Consider the following 21,681-nt stretch of genomic DNA (forward strand, 5'->3'; position numbering starts at 1 on the left):
ATGCAGACCCAAAGCGACACCGCCAAAGCCGCCGAGACCGCGCCCGTCACCCTGCTCGACGAGCTGCTCACCGACGCCCGCGTCGAGCGCTCCGACGCCGACGCCTACCGCATCGCACGCCAGGGCGTCGAGGCGTTCATGGGCGAGCTGCTGAGCTCGCGCGACAAGTACGGCAAGATCGATCGCGGCGCCGTGGACTCGATGATCGCCGAGATCGACAGCCGCATCACGGCGCAGATCAACGACATCCTCCACCAGCAGCAGTTCCAGCAGCTCGAGTCGACCTGGCGCTCGATCAAGTACCTGGTCGATCACTGCGACTTCCGCGAGAACGTCAAGGTCGAGCTGTTCGACGTCACCAAGGACGACCTCGCCGCAGATTTCGAGGACTCGCCCGAGATCCCGAAGTCCGGCTTCTACCGCGTGGTCTATGCCGCGGAGTACGGCACCTTCGGCGGCCATCCCTACGGCGCGCTGGTCACCGACTTCCAGTTCGACGCCGGCCACGAGGACGTCCGCCTGCTGCAGCAGCTGGCGTCGGTCAGCGCGATGGCCCACGCGCCGCTGCTGGCGAACGCGTCGCCGAAGTTCTTCGGCGAGGACACCTTCGAGGCGCTGCCGGGTCTGCGCGACCTGAAGGCGATGTTCGAGTCGCCGCAGTACGCCCGCTGGCGCTCGTTCCGTGACAGCGAGGACTCGCGCTACATCGGCCTGTGCGCGCCACGCTTCATGCTGCGCGTCCCGTACGACGCCGATCACAAGCCGGTGAAGGAGTTCGACTTCGCCGAGGACGTGGTCGACAAGCACGAGAACTACCTCTGGGGCCCCGCCAGCTTCGCGCTGGCCGCCCGCGCCGCCGACTCGTTCGCGCGCTACCGCTGGAGCCCCAACATCATCGGCCCCAAGGCCGGCGGCGCGGTCGAGGACCTTCCGCTCCACCAGTACAAGGCGATGGGCGAGCTGCAGACCAAGCTCCCGGTCGAGGTGCAGCTGACCGAGCGGCGCGAGTTCGAGATGGCCGAAGAGGGCTTCATCGGGCTGGTGTTCCGCAAGGGCTCCGACAACGCGGCGTTCTTCTCGGCCAACTCGGCGCAGCGCGCCAAGTCGTTCCCCGACACCCCCGAGGGCCACGCGGACGAGGTCAACTACCGCCTCGGCACCCAGCTACCATACATCTTCATCATCACGCGGCTGGCCCACTACATCAAGGTCATCCAGCGCGAGAACCTCGGCTCGTGGAAGACCGCCCAGGATCTCAAGCACGAGATCAAGAAGTGGCTGCTGCAGTACACCTCGAGTGGCCCGAAGCTCGACCAACACACGATGTCGCAGCGCCCGTTCCGCGCGACCAACCTCGAGGTCGAGGAGGTCCCGGGTGAGGTCGGCTGGTACCGCTGCAAGCTCGAGGTCACGCCACACTTCAAGTACATGGGCGCCGACTTCACGCTGTCGCTGGTCGGCAAGCTCGACAAGGGTTGATCGCGCGACACCTAGAGCGGGGCTCCGACCATGGACAACGCGGCCGTCACCCCCGCTGATCGCGTCACGCGATTGATCATGCCGCTGCCCGCGGCCACCGGCAGCACCGGTGCGCCGCGCAGCGGCAGCGAGGTCCGACTGGGCGATCACTTCGATCGCATCCACGCCGAGATCGTCAAGCTCGCGCGCCCCAGCGGCGCCGAGGAGATCGACTGGAAGCTCGTCACCACGCGCGCCGAGCTGCTGCTGGTCGACGAGTCGAAGGACCTGCAGGTCGCCGCCTGGCTGGCGCTGGCGTGGTACCGCCAAGACGGCACCGCCGGCCTGCAGCGCGGCTTCGATCTGCTGGCGGGCCTGCTCGCGTGGCGCTGGGACGAGCTGTTCCCGCCGGTCGACAAGCTCGCCGCACGGGCCGAGGTGTTGTCGTGGCTCGCCGAGCGCCTCCGCAGCGACCTCGTCGCGGTGCTCCAGCGCACCCGCGCCGACGACGTCCGCGAGGTGTGGCGGGCATTCCTTCGGCTGCGCGACCTGACGCGCAGTCGATTCCCCGAGCGCGGACCGGCGCTGGGCCACATCGAGCACGCCTTCGCAGCGCTGCCGGCCGAGCTCGCGGCGGTGCTGTCCGAACCCACCACGAGCAGCGATCCCGCGACGTCGGCGGCCGCGAACCCTGCGTCGGCCGACGTCGCTCCGAACGCTGGCGCCGCGGCGGTCGCCGACACCGGCACGGCACCCGTGCATCCGCTGCTGGCCCCGATCGCGGGCGCCGATCCGACCGGCGCCGACCCGTGGCTGTGCGACGAGTTCGAGGGCCTGCGCGCCGAGATCGCGAAGCTCGGCGCCGTCACCGGCGAGCCGCCCGCGTGGCCGAAGGTCATCACGCTCGCGCAGAAGATCCTCACCGAGCGCGCCAAGGACCTGCGCTGCATCACCTACTGGTTGCTCGCGCGCACCCACCAAGACGGCGCGGCGGGGCTGGTCGATGGCTTTGCGCTGCTGCAGCACGCCGCCGGCCTCGGTGAACAGCTGCACCCGCGGCGCGCCAAGGCCCGCGCCGGCGCGTTCACGTGGCTGGGCGAGCGGCTGCAGGCCGAGCTGGTGCGGCAGCCACCCGCCATCACGGCCGATGAGCTGGCCGCCGTGCGGGCGTCGATCGTGGCGTGCAAGGCCGCGTTCGATCCGCTGTGCGACGGCACCTCCGGCCTCACGATCGCCGACGAGGCGCTGTCGCGGCTCAAGACCAAGCCGAGCGCCAAGCCGGCCGTCGCGCGGGCGCCCACCCCGACCGCGGCGCCGAAGCCCGCGACCCCCATGAGCGCCCCGGCCGGCGCTGTCGCGGCCACCGAGGGGCTCGACGACCTCGCGCGCACCCTGCTCGACGAGGCCACCCGTCGCTCGGCTGCCGGACACGCCGACGGCAGCGCGCTGCGCCTGCGCCGGCTCGCGCTGTGGATGGTCCCGCCTGCGGCGGGCGCGGCCAAGAAGCTCGACTGCGAGGTCGGCACGGCGGCGCAGCGAGGCGAGCTGGCGGCACTGGCCGCCAGCGAGAGCTGGTCGGAGCTGCTGCACAACTGCGAGCTGTTGGTGTTGCAGTTCCCGTGGTGGATCGACCTCACCTACTTTTCGGCAATGGCCGCCGAGCACGTGATCGACAAGGACGCGGCTCGGGCACTGCGCGCCGAGCTCTGCGCGCTGGCGCTGCGCCATCCGACGCTGATGTCGTCGTTCGATCGCAAGGGTCAGTGGCTGGCCAGCAAGGACGTCCGCGACTGGTTCGCGCGCGAGCTGACGCCGCGCCCGCCCGAGCTCGCGACCGCGTCCGCGGCGGCGGCCGAGCCCGCGCCGACACCGGCCGCCCCACCGCCCGTCGCCGCGACCGCTGCGGCCCCCGCCGAGGTCGGCGCGAGCACGGGCCAGCAAGAGACGACCCTGCCGACCGAGATCGTCGACGCCCTGCGCGGCAAGAAGTTCGACGACGCCATGACCCGCGCATCGACGTGGATCGCAGCCGCCGGCAGCGGCCGCGACCGCTTCGCGCGCAACCTCGCGCTCGCGCAGGCGTGCCTGTCGAGCTCGGAGCCCAAGCTCGCGCTGCCGATGTTCCGCGCGCTCGAAGGTCAGCTGCGCAAGTGGACCGTGGAGCAGTGGGATCCCAGCCTGGTGGCCGGGTGTCTGCGGGGATACCTCGCGTGCAAGCAGGGTCTCGGGCTCGGCCTCGGCCCTGACGAGCGCCTGCTCGACGAGCTGGTGCTGCTCGATCCACGGGCGATGACCGGCTGGACGCGCTGAACCAGCGAGGATGATCGATGGCCGACGCAGGAACCAAGACCAACTATCTCGTCGAGTACCAGGTCGCGATGGCCGGCGGAGACCCGCGCGAGTTCCTGGTCCAGGACGTCGCGATCACCGACGCGCTGAACCAGTGCTACAGCGTGCGCGTGCGCTGCAACATCCCCGCTGCGCGCGAGGAGTCCGGTCGTGCAGCGTGCACCAGCCGCCGACTCAAGGACGTCGAGCTGTTCATGCGCCGGCGCTTCCCCGACGGCTTCGTGCTGGAGAACCGCATCGTCGGCGTGCTGCTCTCGCTCGAGCGCGCGACCGCCGAGGAGTCCGACGACAGCTTCGCGCTCACGCTGGTCCCCGCGATGGCGCTGCTGGCCCATCACGTCGAGGGCGGCACCTGGCACAACCGCAGCTATGCCGACGTGATGCGCGAGGTCCTGCGCAAGGGCCTCTCCACCTACGGCCGCACGATCGAGGATCGCATCACGCGCGACTACCCGGAGATCGATCTCATCGTGCGTCGACCCGATGAGACGCTGCTGGCGTTCGTGCAGAAGCTGGCCGCGCGCACCGGCATCAACTTCTACTTCCGCCACGACGGCAACGTCGAGACGTTGGTGCTGTGCGACACCAACGAGGGCTTCCTCGACGGCAACCAGCGCCAGCGTCGGGACCTGCCGTTTCGCCCGGTTTGGCTCGAGCACGCAACCGACGGCGAAGAACAGATCCTCTCGGCGCGGCGCGCCGCCCAGCTCGACTCGAGCGAGGTCGAGTTCCTCGGCTTCGATGTCGCCGGCACGCCGATGGAGCCCGTCAAAGGCCTCGCCAAGCAGAACGGTGGACACACCGCCAAGCGCCAGGTCAGCGACGGCTTTCGCGTCAACGAGCGCGAGGACCCCGACGCGCAGCACGCCCGCGTCGCGCAGCTGCACGGCGAGGTCGCCGGCACCGCAGAGAACCGCTCGGAGGTGAACACCACCATCACCGGCGCGCTCGCCGGTCGACGCTATCGCATCGAGCTCGAACGCGGGGACAGCCGCGAGTTCATCGTGATGGGGGTCAGCGCGGGTGGCCGTTCGTTCGCGGCGCCCGGTGCCGACTACAGCAACTCGCTCACCCTGGTGCCCACCAAGGGCGACAACGGCGAGACCGTGCAGATCCGGGCGCCGGCGCCCCCCGACGAGAAGGTGCCCGCGATCGTGCGCGCAACCGTCGTGGCGATCGAGAACGACCCGGTCGACGTCGACGGGCTGCTGCGCTGTCGCCTGCGCTTCGCTTGGGATCAGCAGCAGAAGGAGGTCCCGACCACCTACGTGAGCGTGCTGCAGTCGATGGCTGGCACCCACGGCGGGACGCAGTACATCCCGCGCGCCGGCGACCGCGTGCTGGTGTCGTTCATCGGCGGCAACCTCGAGCGGCCGATCATCTTGGGCTCGCTCTACGACAAGCAGAACACGCCGCCGACCATGGGCCCGCCCGAGCGTGCACAGACCTTGCCGACCGCGGCCTCGTGGTTGGGTTGGAACCACGCCAGCATCGGCGACAAGTCGCGCCAGAGCATGCTGTGCATGGACGTCACCGCCGGCGCGGAGATGATGTTCTTCAACGCGCCCTACGACTGGCGCGCAGACATCGGCCATGACTCCCAGACCCACATCGTCCACGACGAGCGCCGCAAGGTCGACAACGACTTCGACGAGACGGTCGCGGGCAACTACACGCAGTCGGTCGGCCGTGATCGCAACGAGAAGGTCACCGGCAACCACTCGCTGTCGGTCAAGGGCAACCTCGCGCTCGACGTCGGCGGCCGCAGCAGCCTCAGCTACGCCGGCGGGCTCAGCACGACCTGCCACGGCGGCAGCACCAGCGTGATCGAGGGCGGCAAGAGCGAGAACGTGATGAGCGGCGATCGCAGCACGCGCGTCACCGGCGGCTCGTGCCGGTATGCAGTCGGCGGCGCGTTCACGGTGGTCGCCAGCAGCGTGAGCATCGGCGTCGGTGGCATCGGTGGCGGCTCGGGGCCGGCCGCTGGCGGTGCGCTCTCGCTGGGCAAGACTGCGCTGCTCGAGTGCCTCGGCGGCGCGGCGGTGAGCTCGGGGCCGAGCAGCGTGGGCGCCGACGCCGACGGCGTCAGCCTCCGCGGGCCGCGGGCACAGATGCGCGATCAGGCAGGCGGCTCCGCGACCCTCGCCGGCGGCAGCTACGTGGTCGACGTGCCGCAGGGCGTGGTGCTGCGCTGCGGCACCACCGAGCTGCGCCTCACGCCGCAGGGGCTGTTCGTCAACGGTCAGCAGCTGGTGCTGCAGGGCGCGCGCACGCAGATCCGCACCGGCACGCTCGACATCGATCCGCCGGACGGGAACGGCTGAGCTGGCCATGCCGCCGACCTCGATGACGCAGCCGCTCGAGCGGCTCGGCGACGCGACGCAGCGGTTCGTACGCAGCGATGGGCTGCGCCTGCTGTGCGTGGAGGTCGACGCCGCCGTGCGCGAAGGCGCCGTGATGATCGCGATGGCGGCCGAACACCTCGCCGACAACCGCAGCCCGCTCGTGCCGGTGCGACTGCCCGGCTGCCGAGATCTCGATGGCGACTGGGAGCAGGCCACCGACATGCTGCGCCAGACCCACGAGCAGCTGCGCGAGGCCGGTGCCCCGCTCGCACCGCTCGCCGAGCGGCCGCTGCGATCGCAGGGCTCGGCGAGCCTGGCCGCGCAGCTGCTGCAGTGCCTCGGCACCGTGCGCGCGCCGGCGCAAGGCCTGCTGTACCTGTGGCTGCCGACACCGACCGCGTTCGACCTGGCGTGGCTGGGGCGGGTGGGCGACATGCTCGGCAGTCCGCGCCTGGCGGCCGCGAAGTCCATCGTCCTGCTGCCGCGCGACCCCGGCGTGGCTGCGTGGCACGGCGCGCTCGCGCCCGAGATCGCGGCGGGCGTCATGCATCACGTCTGCGCGGTGGAGCGCGCCGTCGCGATCGCCGAGCTCGCGGCCGAGATCGACGCCGAGTCGCGCATGGGCGTGGGCAAGGCCGGCGCCTGGCCAGCGGCCGCGCGTCCCCCCGCGCGTCCGTGGCTGCGATCGCCCGCGCCGGCGCCCACCGACGCACCACCGGCCGTGGCCGCAGCCGAGCTCGAGCCGCGACCCACCGCGGCCGCAGCGGTCGAGCCCGCCGCCAACGATGCCCCGACCGCGAGCGTCGACGCGCGGCTGCGACTGCACCTCAAGCGCGCCGTGCTGGCGCAACGACGCGAGGACGGCCCCACCGCGGTGAGCGAGCAAGCCGCCGCACGCGATCTCTGCATTGCCCACGATCGCGTGCGCGAGGCGATCGACATGGAGCTCGTCCTCGGCGCGTACCTGGTCGAGTTCGGGCAGGCCGCGCTGGCCATCGAGGCCTTCGACCGCGCCGCCGCGCGGGCGTCGACGGCAGAGCTGTGGCGGCTCGCGGCGCTCGCTCACCTCGCCGCAGCAGCGACCCACGATCGCACCGACGCCGCCCCGGCAGCGCTCGCATCCCATCGCCACGCCATCGCCGCGGCCACCCACGGCCGAGAGCTCGATCTGTTGTTCCGCGCCTACTGGGAGGCCGGTCGGATCGCACTGCGACTCGAGCTCATCTACGACGCAGTCGCGCTGCTCGGCGACGCGTTCATCCTCAGCCAACCCATGGACCCCGCCGAGCTCCGTGGCACGCGGGCGCGCGACGTCATCGCCGAGCTGTGCCAGCTGCTGGCGCGGTGCCGGCGTTTCTCCGAGGCGCGCGAGGTCGAGCGGGCGCTCGCACGACTGGAGTCGGCGTGACCGCACGGGTGCTCCGATTGCGGCCCTGCGGACACGCGGCGAGGGCCTTGTACGAGCCGCCGAGCTTGCGCCCCAGCACGTTGCGGAGCAGGCGACGGGCGTGGAACAGCCGGCTCATCACGGTGCCCTTGGGGCAGCCCTCGCGCTCGGCGATCTGCTCGTAGTTCAAGCCGGTCATCTCGCGCAGGATGATGATCTCGCGGTGCGCGGCGTTGAGACGATCGAGCCCGGCGGTGATCACCTCGCGCAGCTCGCGATGCTCGAGCCCGCGCTCGGGGCAGTCACTGGCGCGCGGCGTCGGATCGCAGACCTCGACGTCGTCGAGCTGGAGCTCGGGGCGACGGCTCTTGTGCCGGCGCATGTCGAGGCACACGTTCACGACGATGCGCGACAGCCATGTCTGCGCGCTCGAGCGACCGTTGAAGGTGTCCTGCGCGCGGTAGACCTTGATGAAGGCCTCTTGCACCGCGTCGTGCGCCTCCTCTTCGTCCTTGAGGTAGGCCCAAGCGATCGCATAGGCCCGGCGGTGGCAATCGCGATACAGCGACGTGATGTCGAGTGTCACAACCGGGGCGTCGACGGTCTCTGGAGTCACACAGGGCTGGAGGTCCATGGTCGATGTCGGTCATCGCAACACACGGGCCTGACGATTAATTCTCGCGATCGCGGAGGCTTGTCCCACACCCCTGCGATCGCCGATCCCAACCCACCGACGCGACTTCCCATCTTGGGCAACGCAATCCGCCCAAGCTGAGCAGCTTGCCCAACCGTGAGGTGGTGACCTCGTCGCACGCGCCACGGGATCGCGTCGACGATCGTCGCGACCTCTCGAAGCCCGCGCTACGCCAGCTCCTACGACCCGATTCGCCGTGGACTTCAATTTTTTTTCGACGACCCAGAATCTTTTCGCCAGGTCGATCGTCGCGGGTCCCTTCGCCCGCCACCGACCGCCGCGACGCGGCATCGCGGCGGCCCGCGCCCGAACCCGCGGCGCGATGCTCGGTCGGGCGGCACGCGACGCGCCGGGGAACCCGGCTGACGCCTCGTGCGTGAGCAGCGGGCGGGATGTCGCGCGAGGGGCCCCGCCCCGGGTCGCGTCGCCCGAGTTCTGCGAGGACCAGTGCTAGGCTTGGCCGACCCCCCGTGACCCTGTGCGCATGAACACGCCCGCCCGCGAACGCCCTTGGCTCGTCGGTGCGCTCGCGCTGGCGGTGGGTGTCGGTGCCGCGGCCGCGCTCGCGATGCTGGGGCCGCCGACCCCTGCGTGGACGGTGCGGATTCCGGCCGGTTTGGCGCAGCGCCTCTCGAGCGGTGGTGAGGATCTGGTGACCCTGGCGCGACCCGCCGCGCTGTGGCTGTTCCCGATCGCCGTGCTGCCCTTCCTGGTGGTGGTGGTGCGTCGCTCGCTGGTCGACGCGCCGCGCTGGCAGCTGGCGCTCCAGCTGCTGCTGCGGCTGGGTGCCCTCGGTGCGGTGGCGTTGGCGCTGACGATGCCGAGCCTCCAGAGTCCGATCGCGGGCAAGACCGTCGTGTTCGTCGTGGACACCTCGGCCAGCGTCGACGCCGGGCAGCTCGCGAAGGCCCGCGCGCTGGTCGAGCAGGCACAGGCGCAGCTGGTCGCCGAGGCCGCCGCCGACCTCGATCGCGAGGACCGCACGCGCCTGGGCCTGGTGACCTACGCGGTGCGGGCCGACGTGCATCCCATCGACGCCGACACCGACGTGGGCGCGCTGCTCCAGCCGGCGCAGGGCGAGCTCGCGCTCGGCAGCGATCACGCCGGCGCGATGCGCCTGGGCGCGGCGCTGGTCGACCCGCGCACCGAGGGGCGCCTCGTGCTCGTGACCGATGCCACCGGCAGCGCACTCGAGCGCGAGGACCTCGCCCGCGCGCTGACCGAGCTCTCCGCCTCCGGCCTCGGGGTCCACACGCGGAGCTTCGCGCCCGACGCCCGCGAGGATGTCGCGGTCGAGGCGGTGCACCTGCCCAAGGAGCTGCGCGTCGGACAGAGCTTCGATGTTGCGATCGACCTGTGGTCGACGCGCGAGCACGAGCTCACGCTGCGCCTCGACCAGAACGGCGCGCCCAACGGACTCGCCGCCGAGCAGGTGGTGACGGTGCGGGTCGGTCGCACGCAGGTGAAGATGCCCGCGCGGGTGTCGAAGCCGGGCGCGGTGGTCTTCGCGGCGACGCTCGACACCGCCGCGCTCGCGGCCGGTGAGAACCGCACCGACGGCAACGACCGCGCCGCCGTCGCCGGCGACGTCCAAGGGCGCCCGCGCGTGCTGCTCGCCTCCAGCGACGGCGGTGGCGCGCTGGCCAGCGCCCTGCGGGCCGATCACCTGGACGTCGAGACCATCGGCCCCGGCGCCATGCCGCAGACCGTCGATGCGCTGCGGCCGTACGACCTCGTGATCGTCTCGGACGTCGGCGGCCGCACCGTGCCGACCGCGGCGCAGCTCGCGATCGAGGGCTACGTCGAGAAGCAGGGCGGCGGCTTCATCATGGTCGGCGGCGAGAACTCGTTCGGCGTCGGCGGCTGGTCGGGCACGCCGATCGAGCGGGTGTTGCCGGTGCGATTCGAGGGCCAGCGACAGCGCGAGCAGGCCAAGCTGGCACTGGTACTCGTGATCGACAAGAGCGGCTCGATGAGCACCGAGGACCGGCTCGACCTGGTGAAGGAGGCCGCGCGTGCGACCGCCTCGACCCTCGAGCCGTCCGATCAGCTCGGCGTGATCGCATTCGACTCGCGGCCGCATGTGCTCGTGCGCCTGCAGAAGTCGAGCAACCGCATCCGCATCGCCGGTGACATCCGCCGACTGGCCGCCGGCGGTGGCACCAATGCCCTGCCGGCGCTGCGCGAGGCCTACCTGCAGCTGTCGGGCAGCAACGCCCTGGTCAAGCACGTGATCCTGCTGTCCGATGGGCAGTCGCCGGAGTCCGGGGTCGACGCGCTGCTCGGCGACATGCGCGACGCCGACATCACGGTGTCGGCGGTCGGCGTGGGCGCCGGTGCGGGCAAGGACTTCCTGCGGCGGGTCGCGAGCCGCGGCCGCGGGCGCTTCTACTTCAGCCAGGACGGCACCGACGTGCCGCGGATCTTCAGCCGCGACACCCGCGAGGCGACCAAGAACGCCGTCGACGAGCGGCTGCACTTCGCGAAGGTCGCCAAGAGCGTGCAGGCCCTGCGTGGCATCGACTTCGGTCGCGCGCCCGGCCTGCGCGGATTGGTGCCGATCAAGCCCAAGCCGCTGTCGGAGCTGTTGTTGCGCACGCAAGATGGCGAGCCGCTGCTGGTCCGTGGCCGCCGTGGGCTGGGTCAGACCGTCGCGTTCGCGAGCGACGCCAAGAACCGCTGGGCCGCGTCGTGGCTGGGCTGGAGCGGCTTCCCCAAGCTGTGGGCCCAGATCGCGCGCGACAGCATGCGCCAGGGCGCGACCCTGCTCGGCGGCGCCACGATCGCGATCAGCCCCGGGGAGGATCCGAGCCGCTGGGACGTGGTGGTCGACGTCGACGCGCCGGAGGGCTTCGCCAACGATCTCGACGGCGTGATCGAGGTGCTCGATCCGGAGCTGCCCGAAGACGACCCTGCGCGCACCCGCACGATCGCCCTCGAGCTCACCGCACCAGGGCGCTACGAGGCCGAGCTGCACGACGTACGCTCGGGTCAGCGGGTCATCCGCGCCAAGCTCGACGATCGCGACGACCCACCGCGCCTGGTCGCCGAGGCGGTCGCGCAGGTCTCGGTGCCCTACCCCGCCGAGCTGCAGCCCGAGCAGCTGCAGTGGCAGCCGCAGTGGCTCGCGCAGCTGCCGGTCGGCTCCCACGACGGTGCGATCGACGACATCGTGCAGCGCGAGGGCGACCCCGATGGACGACTGCGGGTGCTGCCGCTGTGGCCCCACGTGCTCATCGCGCTGCTGTTGCCGCTGCTGCTGCTCGATCTGTTCTCGCGCCGCATCTCGCTCGGCACCCGCCGCGTCGCGGTGTGAGGCCCAGCAGGCGGCGCCCGCGGCCGCGCGCCGCTGCACAATTTCACGAGCGCGGTGATCGTCGGGCGGGTGCGGGGCACCAACGTCGCGTCCATGACCCATCGACGCATCCAACGTGTTCGTCTGCGGCTGCTCGTCGCCGCCGGCGTCGCCTTCACCTCCGGCCGCGTGATCTCGCGGGCCCACGCCGCCACCGACTCGGGCAGCTCGAGCGACGCGGGCAGCTCGAGCTACGCGGGCAGCTCGAGTGGCTCGAGTGGCGCGACGGGTGACACGGGCAGCAGCGGCGGCGGCGGCCTCGACGACTCCGGCACCTCGACGGGCACCGGCTCCGCCGGCGACACGTCGTCCGGCAGCAGCGGCGAGGCCGGGTCCGAGAGTGGCATCGACCACTCGCAGTTCGACTGCGGCGGCTGCTATGGCCGGCCGTTCGTCGCGAACGCCGAGGTCTGCCTGGCCACGGCCACGCCGGCCGACGGCTGGTCGATCACGCGCGGCGCATCGGCGGCCTTGGACGAGTTGCTCGCGGACGACCGCGCCGCGCTGGTGGCGTTCTGGTCGGAGGCCGCGCTCTCGGAGCACTCCTCGATCGCCGGCTTCCACCGCTTCGCACTCGACCTGCTGCGACACGGCGCGCCCGCGTCGCTGATTGCGGCGGCCGGCCGCGCTGCGCAGCAGGAGCTCGAGCACGCCCAGGCCTGCTTCGCGCTCGCGTCGCGCTACGCCGGCGAGCCGCTGGGACCCACGGGCCTGCCGATCCCCGACGCCGCGCCGGTGGCCCGCACCCTCGCGGAGCTGGCCGTGAACACCGTCGTCGAGGGCTGCATCGGCGAGACGCTGGCCGCGTGGCTGGCCCACGAGATCCACCACGACGCCCGCGATCCGCAGGTGCGCGACGCGATGGCGAAGATCGCCGCCGACGAGACCGCCCACGCGGAGCTGGCGTGGGCGACGCTGCGTTGGGCGCTCGCGGCGGGCGGCGCCCCCGTCGAGCACGCGGTCCGCTCGGCCTTCGCCCGCGCGCGTGCCGACGGCGCGCGCGGCCCACGGGTCGGCGTCGTCGCCCACGGCCTGCTGCCGCACCACCGCGTCGCCGCGATCCTGCGCGATGGGCTCGCGCAGCTGGTCGAGCCCTGCGCCCGCGCGGTGCTGGCGGCCTGAAGCCATGTCGTCGCCGTGGCAGCGTCTCGCGGCCGACGGGCTGGCCGACATGCTCGCGGCCGGGTTCCATCCACCGGTCCCGAACAACTACGTCGAGCTGCTGATCCCGCGGCGACACGAGGTGGCCGACCGCGTGCGTGCGATCGCCGAGGCGACGGCACCGCTCAACCGCGCCGACGCCGGGCTGCTCGCGGCGTGCAGCGAGATCGTCGCGACGCGGGCCCCCGACGACGAACGGTTGCAGGCGTGCCTGACGGCGTGGCGCGACTGCATCGCGCGACGCGTCAACCTCCGCGGCATCGAGCATGCGACCGCGCTGTTCGCCTGCGCGGAGCACCGCCTCGCCGGCGGTATGCTGACCGCGCTGCGCAGCGTGGCGCCCGGTGCCATCACGCCCTTCGTCGCGCTGCCGCGACCGCTGCAACGCGTGTTGCGTTGCAACGGCTACCTGCCACCGAGCCAGCTCGGGCGCTTCGCCGAGGCCGCCGCGCGCATCGTCGACGACCCCGACGGCGCCGTCGATCGCATCGAGCTGGCGCGCATCGATCGCGCGATGAGCCGCCCACCATCGTTCCCGACGGTGATCGTGTACCTCGACGCGCGCCGCGACAGCCCGCGGGGCCGTCGCGCGCTGGCGATCTGGCGGCGCTGCTTCGCCGCGCTGCCGCGGCAGTGGGCACCACGGCCAGGCTTCGCGCAGCAGGTCGCCCACAACCTGTGCGTCAGCGAGGGTTTCGCGCTCTACAAGCGCTACCTGGCCCTGCTCGGCGTGCTGTCGGCGGTGTACGCCCCGGCCTTCGATCACGCCTTCGCGTACCCCGACGATCGCGTGCGCCGGCCACGGAAGCGCGCGGCGGGCTTGAAGCGCGGCCGCGCAGCATGCAAGCTTCTCCGCGTCGATGCGTGCCCTGCTCGCGCTGGTCGGGATCTCGCTTGGGCTCGCGTGCAGTGAGCCGTATGCCGCCCGCGGTGGCAGCGGTGGGCCCCCGCCGGCGCCGGCCTCGACGCAGGCACCCGATCCCGCCGCGGAGCCACCCACCGCCGAGCCGCCGGCGCCCGTCGTCGACGATCCCAAGGCTGGCGACGTCCACTACGTCGAGCTCGTGCTCGGCGGTGCAGCGGCCGACGCCACGCTGCCGATGGTGGTGGCGATCCACGGCCTCGGCGACGACCCGCGCAACTTCGGCCACCTGTTCGAGTCGTTCTCGTCGCCGGTGCGGCTGATCCTGCCCCGCGGCCTCGAGTCGCGCGAGGCCGGCGGCTACTCGTGGTTCCCGCTGCGGGCCCGCGATCCCGACGTTGCCGCGCTCGCGCAGGGCATCGCGCAGGCCGCCGACCGCCTCGCGGTCGCCATCGACACGCTCGCGCGCACGCGCCCGACCGCGGGCAAGCCGATCGTCACAGGCTTCTCCCAGGGCGGCATGCTGAGCTTCGCGATCGCGGTACGGCACCCCGAGTCGATCTCGCTCGCGCTGCCCATCGGTGGCTGGCTGCCGCCGCCGTTGTGGCCCACCACCGCGGCCGCCGCGAAGGCGCCACGCATCGTCGCGTTCCACGGCACCGACGATGGCGCGGTGAAGTTCGAGCCCACCGAGCGGGCGGTCGACGAGCTGCGCAAGCACGGCTGGCCCATCGAGCTGCACGCCTACCCCGGCGTCGGCCATGTCATCACCCCCGAGATCCACCGCGACCTCGACGACGCGCTCGACGACGGCGTGCGTGCGATCGCGAAGGCCAAACCACGCCCGTAGCCGACGCGCCGGGCCCGACGGAGCGACACCATGAACGATCGAGAACCCGCCAGCGGCGCCAAGGCCCGCCGCAAGCTGAAGACCTTCCCCGAGCTCGACGTCGCGACCGTGATGCACCCGTGGGACGTGCAGGCCACGCGCACGCTGCAGAAGGTACCCGGGCTCGAGACCTTGACGAAGAAGGTGATGGAGTACGGCTTCGAGCGCGTGTTCTACCTCGAGAACGTCGCCGACAACGTCCGCGTCGGTGAGCACATGTTCCCGCGACTGCATCGCCTGCTGCTGTGGGCGTGCAAGATCCTCGGGGTCGCCGAGCCCGAGCTCTACGTCAATACCGACCCCGTGCCCAACGCGTACACCTACGGCCACACGCGGCCGTTCGTGGTGTTGACCTCGGGGCTGGTCGACATGCTCGACGACGAGGAGCTGTTGTTCGTGATCGGGCACGAGCTCGGCCACGTTCGCTTCGGCCACGTGCTCTACACGGTGCTGGCGCGCAACATCGTCACCATCCTCGAGATCATCGGCAAGGCCACGCTCGGGCTCGGCCAGCTGCTGGGTTTCGGGCTCGCCCTGCCGTTGTTCGATTGGTACCGCAAGGCCGAGCTGTCGGCCGACCGCGCGGGCATGCTGTGCGTGCAGGATGCCGACGTGCCCATGCGCGTGCTGATGAAGCTCGCCGGCGGCAGCACCACGATGTACGAGCAGATGAACCAGCAGGAGTTCCTGCGACAGATCCGCGCCTACGAAGACGCCGACGAGTCGACACTGAACAAGATGTACAAGGTGCTGCTGACCGCATTTCGCACCCACCCGTTCCCGATCATGCGAGCCAAGCACATCGACGAGTGGGTCCGCAGCGGCGAGTTCACGCGGCTGACCGGCGTGCAGCTCGACGGCTGAGTCCGACCGCGGTGTCCGTCAGGCGTCCATTGCGGAGGCGCCGCGATGGCGCGGCAGCGTGATCCGCAGGCGCGTGCCGCCACCGTCGCGATCGCAGAAGGCCGCGTCGCCGCCGTGGGCCCTGGCGATGTGGGCAACCAACGCCAGACCCAGGCCGTGGCCCGGCTTCGCACGGGCGTCGGCGCCGCGGCGAAATGGCTCGAACAACACCACGCGCTCACGGTCGGGCACCCCCGGGCCTCGATCATCGATCGTGAGGATCACGTGGTCCGACACCGCCGTGACACCGACCTCGACCGACGACGACGAGAACTTCAGCGCGTTGTCGACCGCGTTGTCGAGCATCGCCGCGAGCAGCACGGCGTCGCCGCGCACCAGCGCGTCGACCTCGTCGACCCGCGGCACCAATCGCTCGCGTTCCGCCGCGGGACGGCGCACGTCACCGCCGGCATCACCGAGCGCGAGCACCAGCGCGGCGATCGACGTGCCGGCGTTGCTCGACAGCGCCTCACCCGGCGTCGCGAGCAGCAGCAAGCGCTCGGTGAGCAACGAGAGCTGCTCGGTCGTGCGTCGCAGCCGTGCGATGACCTCGGCGATCGCCGCGTCGACGGGCACGGTCTCCGCGGCCAGCTCGAGCTCGGCCTTCAGCTTCGTCAGCGGCGTGCGCAGCTCGTGAGCCGCGTCGGCCGAGAACTGCCGCGCGCGCGTGAGCTCGAACGACAACCGCGCGAGCAGGTCGGCCAAGGTATCGCGCAGCGCATCGACTTCCTGCAACCCCACGCGCGCTGGCAGCTGCAATCGCTCGGGCCGCGCGACCGCGATCTGCTCGACCGCCACACGCAGCCGCGTCAGCGGTGCGATCGCGCGTCGGGCCTGCAGCACCCCGAACGCGATCGCGCCCGACACCACGACGACCAGCACCGCCGCGGCCGCCAGTGCGAGCGGCCGCCGATGCCCGAACGCCCGCGACGCCGGCACGGCCACGCGCACCTCGAGCATCGGATCGTGGGTCGACGCCTGCACACAGATCAGCATCTGCTCGGCTGCGCCGCAGGGTCGCTGGGGCGGCGCGACGACGCTCGCGTCGCCGTACTCGAGCTGCCCCTGCCGCGCGAGGGCGACGCGGCCATCGATGCCCAGCTCGCGCGCCTCCTCCTCGATCTCTGCCGCCAACTGCGGCTCCTCGTCGAGTTCCGCGACCAGGACCGCCGCCGCGGCCACCACGCCCTGCTCGACGCGATGGCGGATGAGTCCGTCGGCCAACAGCGACACCGCGATCAGAGCGATCGCAGCGGCCGCACTGGCCGACAGCGCGAGCGTCCACATCAGCCGCCGCGCCAGCGTGGGCTCAGCCGAGCGCATGCCCCTGCCCCCGCACGGTGCGAATCAAGTCGCGGCCGAGTTTGTGCCGGATCCGCACCAGCAGCACGCCGAAGGACGCAGCCGCGGCGTCGCTGACCTCGCCCCAGACCTGACGCAGCAACACGTCGCGCGCCACCACGCGACCCTCCCCGGCAGCGATGGCCTCGAGGATCGACCACTCCCGCGCCGTCAGTGCGATCTCGAGGCCGGCACGTCGCGCCCGACGGCTGGCGAAGTCGAGTTCGACGTCGGCACGCCGACATGGTGGTGCGGCCGCGCTTCGCACCGCTCGGCGTGACAGCGCGCGCACCCGTGCGCGCAGCTCCGCGACCGCGAAGGGCTTCACGAGGTAGTCGTCGGCGCCGGCATCGAGGCCGTCGACGCGCGCGGTCACGGCCCCGGCCGCGCTCAGCACGAGGATGCCGATCGGGCGCCCCGTGGCCCGCAGCTCGCGGCACAGCTGCAGCCCATCGCCATCGGGCAGCCCGAGGTCGAGCACCACCACGTCGATGCCGATCTCCTCGAGCTGCTCGCGCCCCGTGGCCAACGACCCCGCCGTGCGCACCGTGTGGCCCTCGCGCCCCAGCGCCGTCGCGAGCAGCGTGCAAAGCTCCGGATCGTCGTCGATGACGACGACGTTCACCGCTGCGGCTCCGCAAAGGCACGCGCACCGCGGCCAAACCCGAGGTAGGCCGCCGGCGTCACCACGAGGTTCAGCAGCGTACTGGTCACGAGCCCGCCGAGGATCACCACCGCCATCGGATGCTCGATCTCCTGCCCGGGTCGGTCGCCGAGCACCACCAGCGGCACCAAGGCGAGCCCGGTCGCGAACGCGGTCATGAGGATCGGCGACAGCCGCTCGGCGGTGCCGCGGATCACGAGCGCGCTGCCGAACGCGAGGCCCTCGTGGAGCTCGAGGTGGCGGTAGTGACTCACCAGCATGATGCCGTTGCGGGCCGCGATGCCCAGCACCGTGACGAAGCCTACCAGCGAGCCCAGCGACAGCACACCGCCCTGCAGGTGCGAGCCCGCGACCGCGCCGACGGTCGCGAACGGCAACGTCGCTGCGACCAGCAACGTCGGACGCAGCGCACCGAAGTCGGCGTACAGCACCAACACGATGCCGAGCACCGCCAACGCACCACCCACGAACAACGCCCACGTCGCGTCGCGCTGCGCCGCGGCCTCACCGAGCAACGCGGCGTGATGGGCGGTCGGGAACGACGTCGCGGCCAGCACGGCCTCGATCGACGCCGCGACCTCACCCTGCGCACGCGTGCCGTCGGGGTGGACGGCGACGTCGATGCGCCGCGCGCCGCCCTCGTGCTTGATCGCGCCGGGCGTCGCCACCACCGCGACGTCGGCGACCTCGCCCAGGCGCACGCGCGCGCCAGTCGGGGTCTCGAGCAGCAGATCGGCGAGCGCGGTGGGCTCGGTGCGCAGCAGCGGCTCGCCCCACACCACCACCGCGACCGGGCGCAGCGATCGATAGACCTCGCCGACGCGCACGCCGGCGAGCATGGTGCCGACCTGCATGCGGATGTCGGCGTGGGTCAGGCCGAAACGGCCTGCTGCAGCTTGCCGCGGCGTGACCTCGATCTGCGGCACCGGTGTCAGCGCCTCGACCGAGACCTCGGCGACGCCGGCCAACGCCTGCAGCTCGCGCGCGATCGCATGGGCGCGCTCGTCGAGCACCGCGAGATCGGGGCCGCTGACCCGCACGACCAGCTGCGCATGGCCGCCGCTCAGCACCTCGTCGACGCGCTCGCGCAGATAGGTCTGCACGTCGTGGTAGATGCCGGCATACGGCGCCAGCGTGCGGGCAATCGCCGCGGTCGTCGTTGCATGATCGGCGCCCTCGTCGACGCTGACCCAGATCTCACCGAAGTTCGGGCCCACGACCTCGTCGGACACCTCGGCGCGTCCGAGGTGGGCACCCGCGTTGCGCACGCCCGGGATCGCGAGGAGCTCGGGCATGACGCGCATCGTGGTGCGTCGCAGCGCCTCGACCGAGGTGCCCGGCTTCGCGATCCAGTGCATCAAGAAGTCCTGCTCGCGGAAGTCGGGCAGGAAGCCGCTGCCGAGCCGGGCCATGCCGAACCCACCCGCCACCAGCGCCACGAGGGCCCCCGCCAGGATGCCGCGACGGCGCCGCAGCATTGCGGCGCACAGTGCCTCGAACCGCGCCCGCGGAGCCGGGGCCCGCAGGCGAGCGCGCGGCAACAGCATCAGCGCGAGCGCTGGCGTCACCGTGAGCGCGACCAGCAGCGACGACCCGACCGCGAGCACATACGCCAGCGCGAGCGGGCGGAAGAACGCGCCCGCGAGGCCTGGCAGCAGGTACACCGGCAAGAACACCAGCACCACGATCACGCTCGCGAAGACCACCGCGCTGCGGACCTCGATCGAGGCCGACAGCACCACCGCGAACGCGGAGCGGGGCGTGGCGGCGCTGGCGTTCTCGCGCAGGCGGCGATGGATGTTCTCGACATCGATGATCGCGTCGTCGACCACCTCGCCGAGCGCGATCGACAGCCCCGCCAGCACCATCGTGTCGAGCGTCGAGCCGGCGTGGTGCAGCACGGCGAGGGCACCGAGCAGCGACAGCGGAATCGCCAGCACGCTGATGAGCGCAGTCCGCCACTCGAGCAACGCGAGGATCAACACCAGCACGACCAACGCACAACCGATGGCGAGCGCGACCTCGAGGTTGTCGACCGCGCGCTCGATGAAGCGCGCGGGTCGGAAGATGGTCGCATCCACGCGGACGTCACCGAGCGCGGGCGCCAACTCGGTCAGCGCCGCGTCGATCGCGTCGGTGATCGCGACCGTGTTGCCCCACGGCTGCTTCTCGACGATGAGCAACAGCCCGGACCCCGCGTCGATCACCGCGTCACCGACCAGCGGTGCGTGGCCCTCGACGACCTCGGCGACCTCGCCGAGTCGACGCACCCCGCCGCCGGCGATCGGCACCGGCGCATCGGCCAGCGTCTCGACGCCGTCGACTGCCGCAGGGTGACTCACGGCGAGCCGCTGGTTGGGCCCGTCGACGAAACCACCCGAGGCGGGATTGACCGCCGCCGTAGCTGCGGCGGTGACATCGGCGAGTCGCAGGCCCAACAATCGCAGGCGCTCCGGCGCGACCTCGATCTGCAGCTCTCGCCGGGCCTCGCCCCACACCGCCACGTTGGCGACGCCCGCGATCGCCATCAAGCGCGGCCGCAGGGTCCACCGCGCGAGGTCCGAGAGAGCGAGACGCGAGAGCGTCGGCGACGACAGCCCGATCTTCAGCACCCGCGAGGTGCTGCTGGTCGGCGACAGCACCACCGGCGCGCGCGCATGTGCGGGCAGGTTCGGCTGCGCCAGTGCGACCCGCTCTTGGACCAGCTGACGCGCGCGGAACAGATCGGTGCCGGGCTCGAACAGCACCAAGACCGACGACAGCCCCAGCACCGATTTCGAGCGCAGCGTGGCGACCAGGGGCGTCCCGCCGAGTGCGTCCTCGAGCGGTCGCGTCACCAACGTCTCGACCTCGACGCTCGACAGCCCCGGCGCTTCGGTCTGGATCTCGACCTTGGGCGGCGCGAACTCGGGGAACGCGTCGATCCGCGCGGTGCGAGCAGCATCGATGCCGACCAGCATCAACAACACCGCCAGCGCCGCCACCACCACGCGCTGCCGCAGGCACAACGACAGCAGCGCGCGCATCAGTGGGCCACCCCGAACTCGGTACCCAGCAGCTCGGCGGCCCCGACCGTGACGATGCACGTACCGAGCTCGGGCGAGCGGACCAACGCAAGCCGCTCACCGTCGGTCGCTGCCACCTCGACGCGTCGCCGCGCATAGCGATGCTCGCCGAGGCAGGCGTAGACCCACGTGCCACCATCGAAGTCCCGCACGAGCGCGCCCGTGGGCACGCTGGTCGCCGCGCGGGCCTGCTCGGGCAGCCACACCTGCAATCGTTCGCCCGGCGCGAGTCCGGCGGCCGCGGCTGGCAGCGCGTAGACCACATCGACGTCGCCGCTGTTCGGATCCGCGGACGGCGGCGCCGCAACCGGCTCGGCCTGCCAGCGATCGCCGTCGTCGAGCCGTGCGACCTCGATTGCGCGCGGGCGTCCGAGCCGCGCGCGCTCGGCCGCCGACATCGGCACGCGCAGCCACAACGACGAACTCGGGCCGACCTCGAACAACGGCGCACCCGCAGCGACGACCTGCCCCGGCGCGGCCCACTGCGCACGCACGATGCCCGCGATCGGGGTGACCACGCGCAGCGTCACGTCGGCGGACAGCGGTGCGCGACCCAGCGCACGCTCGCGGGCCTGCGCCGCGTCGTGCTCGGCCTGCGCCGCTTCGAGCTCGCCGCGGGCCTCCTCGAGCGCGCGCGCACTCGCGGCGCGATCCTTCATCAGCGACTCGAGCCGTGTGGCACGGGCCTGCGCGACGTCGAGGCGCGCCTGCGTGGTCGCGCTCTGGCGACGGGCCTGCGCCTTGACGTCGCGATCGACCGGTGCGAGCGGCACCAGCCGCAACGCGGTCGCACCGGCATCGATCGCACCGCCGGCGACGAGACGCACGTCGCCGTCGCGCAATGTGCCGGCGACCGGCGCGGCGACCGTCATGGTGGTGCCGGGCGGCGCGAGTACGATCCCGAACGACGCGCGCGTGGCCGTGGAGGCGGCCGCGGTCACGGTGGCGGTCTCGATGCCGAGCGCCGTCTCGGCCGCCGACGACAGCGTGACCACGGCGAGTTCGCCCTCGTGCACGCCGTGCCGGACGGTCGCAGCCGGCGGCGCCGCGACGACCGCGGCCGCAGGCGACGATGCGTCGCGACAGCCACACACGAACAGGCCCACGATCCACCACCGTCGCAACGATGTCATCGGCTCTCCTTGGTCGAGGGCGGGCTCGCACCGAGGCGGCGACCGACCGCGCGCTCGAGCTCGGCGTGGGCACGC

Annotated in this window: 14 protein-coding genes; 9 read left to right on the forward strand and 5 right to left on the reverse strand. The window is 72.1% G+C overall.

Annotated features, from left to right (window positions below; translation table 11 throughout):
- Genes tssC through IPH07_08460 form a run of 4 tightly spaced genes read left to right on the forward strand, consistent with a single transcriptional unit; the run spans position 1 to position 7,560 of the window.
- Positions 1-1,479, forward strand: coding sequence for a type VI secretion system contractile sheath large subunit (gene tssC, locus IPH07_08445; protein MBK6917413.1), 1,479 nt, complete (start codon positions 1-3; stop codon positions 1,477-1,479).
- A gap of 30 nt (positions 1,480-1,509) precedes the next feature.
- A complete protein-coding gene (locus IPH07_08450) occupies positions 1,510-3,768 on the forward strand; it encodes a type VI secretion system ImpA family N-terminal domain-containing protein (protein ID MBK6917414.1) in 2,259 nt (752 codons plus the stop codon).
- 17 nt (positions 3,769-3,785) lie between these two features.
- On the forward strand, positions 3,786-6,131 hold the full coding sequence (locus IPH07_08455; protein MBK6917415.1) for a hypothetical protein: 2,346 nt from the start codon (positions 3,786-3,788) through the stop codon (positions 6,129-6,131).
- Positions 6,132-6,138: 7 nt separating this feature from the next.
- The gene (locus tag IPH07_08460) at positions 6,139-7,560 is read left to right on the forward strand and encodes a hypothetical protein (GenBank protein MBK6917416.1); all 1,422 of its coding nucleotides are present in this window, start codon (positions 6,139-6,141) and stop codon (positions 7,558-7,560) included.
- On the opposite strand, the gene IPH07_08465 is transcribed toward IPH07_08460, so the two are convergent.
- Positions 7,466-8,173, reverse strand: a complete 708-nt coding sequence (locus IPH07_08465) for a sigma-70 family RNA polymerase sigma factor (protein ID MBK6917417.1) — start codon at positions 8,171-8,173, stop codon at positions 7,466-7,468. The genes IPH07_08460 and IPH07_08465 overlap by 95 nt on opposite strands.
- A 544-nt stretch (positions 8,174-8,717) precedes the next feature.
- Here IPH07_08465 and IPH07_08470 point away from each other — a divergent pair.
- The 5 genes from IPH07_08470 to IPH07_08490 all read left to right on the forward strand — a co-directional run bounded on the left by IPH07_08470 (position 8,718) and on the right by IPH07_08490 (position 15,364).
- Positions 8,718-11,549 carry a VWA domain-containing protein gene (locus tag IPH07_08470; GenBank protein ID MBK6917418.1) on the forward strand — a complete coding sequence of 944 codons (2,832 nt, stop codon included), beginning with the start codon at positions 8,718-8,720 and terminating at the stop codon, positions 11,547-11,549.
- A 93-nt stretch (positions 11,550-11,642) separates the two neighbouring features.
- Complete coding sequence (locus IPH07_08475; GenBank protein MBK6917419.1) at positions 11,643-12,710, forward strand: ferritin-like domain-containing protein; 1,068 nt, start codon at positions 11,643-11,645, stop codon at positions 12,708-12,710.
- Positions 12,711-12,714: 4 nt separating this feature from the next.
- Positions 12,715-13,662 (forward strand): hypothetical protein, encoded by a 948-nt coding sequence (locus tag IPH07_08480; protein MBK6917420.1) that lies wholly within the window; start codon positions 12,715-12,717, stop codon positions 13,660-13,662.
- Complete coding sequence (locus IPH07_08485) at positions 13,610-14,461, forward strand: prolyl oligopeptidase family serine peptidase (GenBank protein MBK6917421.1); 852 nt, start codon at positions 13,610-13,612, stop codon at positions 14,459-14,461. The genes IPH07_08480 and IPH07_08485 overlap by 53 nt, the downstream gene beginning before the upstream one ends.
- A 30-nt stretch (positions 14,462-14,491) precedes the next feature.
- Entirely contained in the window at positions 14,492-15,364 is an 873-nt protein-coding gene (locus tag IPH07_08490) for a M48 family metallopeptidase (GenBank protein ID MBK6917422.1), read from the forward strand.
- Between the two features lie 18 nt (positions 15,365-15,382).
- Here IPH07_08490 and IPH07_08495 read toward each other — a convergent pair whose 3' ends face one another.
- From IPH07_08495 to IPH07_08510, 4 genes are read right to left on the reverse strand one after another with little or no spacing between them, the layout of a single operon-like run.
- Positions 15,383-16,726 (reverse strand): HAMP domain-containing histidine kinase, encoded by a 1,344-nt coding sequence (locus IPH07_08495; protein ID MBK6917423.1) that lies wholly within the window; start codon positions 16,724-16,726, stop codon positions 15,383-15,385.
- On the reverse strand, positions 16,713-17,369 hold the full coding sequence (locus IPH07_08500; protein ID MBK6917424.1) for a response regulator transcription factor: 657 nt from the start codon (positions 17,367-17,369) through the stop codon (positions 16,713-16,715). The genes IPH07_08495 and IPH07_08500 overlap by 14 nt, the downstream gene beginning before the upstream one ends.
- Entirely contained in the window at positions 17,366-20,434 is a 3,069-nt protein-coding gene (locus IPH07_08505) for an efflux RND transporter permease subunit (GenBank protein MBK6917425.1), read from the reverse strand. Before IPH07_08505 ends, IPH07_08500 begins: the two co-directional genes overlap by 4 nt.
- Positions 20,434-21,606, reverse strand: a complete 1,173-nt coding sequence (locus tag IPH07_08510) for an HlyD family efflux transporter periplasmic adaptor subunit (GenBank protein MBK6917426.1) — start codon at positions 21,604-21,606, stop codon at positions 20,434-20,436. The genes IPH07_08505 and IPH07_08510 overlap by 1 nt, the downstream gene beginning before the upstream one ends.
- Positions 21,607-21,681: the final 75 nt, after the last annotated feature.

Source organism: Deltaproteobacteria bacterium (assembly GCA_016709225.1).
GTDB classification, from domain to species: domain Bacteria; phylum Myxococcota_A; class Polyangia; order Nannocystales; family Nannocystaceae; genus Xiheibacterium; species Xiheibacterium phototrophicum.